Annotated in this window: 2 protein-coding genes; both read right to left on the bottom strand. The window is 37.6% G+C overall.

The features are described from left to right. Positions 1-158: 158 nt before the first annotated feature. The gene (locus E0409_RS16880; protein ID WP_252151836.1) at positions 159-416 is read right to left on the bottom strand and encodes a LysE family transporter; all 258 of its coding nucleotides are present in this window, start codon (positions 414-416) and stop codon (positions 159-161) included. 20 nt (positions 417-436) lie between these two features. Then, the gene (locus E0409_RS16885; protein WP_353682216.1) at positions 437-790 is read right to left on the bottom strand and encodes a LysE family transporter; all 354 of its coding nucleotides are present in this window, start codon (positions 788-790) and stop codon (positions 437-439) included. Positions 791-991: the final 201 nt, after the last annotated feature.

The following is a 991-nucleotide window of genomic DNA, read 5'->3' on the forward strand; positions in this document are numbered from 1 at the left end:
GGTATTCTGATGTGACAAAACCTGAATCCTGGTCGTTAAAGTGTTTGTTTGCACTCATATTTTAACTGTTCGGACTCAGGTTTTTTTATTTAAATCAAACTATGGGACAGCAGTGCCATCAATGGTGCTTTTTTTTTGTTTAAATTATTTTAGAGGTGTTAATCACGGTTTAAAATCAGCAGACAGCCAAAACTGATAAAAATCCCGCCGGTAATGCCGTCAATTTTCTTGCCGAATTTTTGATAATAATGATTAATTTTTGGGGCAGAAAAAACCAGAGCAACAGTAGAAAACCACATCAGACTTTCGATAAAAACCAGCGCTAGCAAGGAGCTTTGCTCGAAAATACTGACATTTGTACTAATGGCGATGGAAAAGACGCTGCTGAAATAGACGAGTGCTTTGGGGTTAGCCATATTGGTCAGAAAACCTTGAACTAACAGTGTGCTGTGTGATTTTTGCGGCAGAATTTCATTCTGGTTTTCGAGATAGGCGCCGGATTTTTATTGAAAGCGGATTTCAGCGATTGTATTCCTAAATAAAGCAGGTATAGGCCGCCTAAAATCATTAGCACCTGCTGCAGCCATGCCATTTTTTGAAAAAGATAATGTAGACCACTGATCGCACAAATTGACCAGATTAAAATGCTCAGTGAAATACCTAAGGCAGCAAAGAGGGCGTGCGATCTGGACTGACGAATTGCACTTTGAGTAACGAAGAAAAAATCTGGACCTGGACTGATCAATGCAAAGAAATGAATTACCGCGATACTGATTAAAGGTGTCATCATCAGAGACTTATATAAATGAATGACACCCTTATAAATGAATTAAATCATAAATTAACCCGAATTACGGATAAGAAAACCGCTTGAAAAAAAGATGGCTAGAGCCATTTAGAAAGTTACTACACAAACCAAAGACTCTAACCACCATGTCTGATTTTACAGAAATCTTCTGTGCCATTGATGATTTTTTTAAGAAATTTGAAC

The organism is Acinetobacter sp. ANC 4862, from assembly GCF_004336635.1.
Classification (GTDB): Bacteria; Pseudomonadota; Gammaproteobacteria; order Pseudomonadales; family Moraxellaceae; genus Acinetobacter.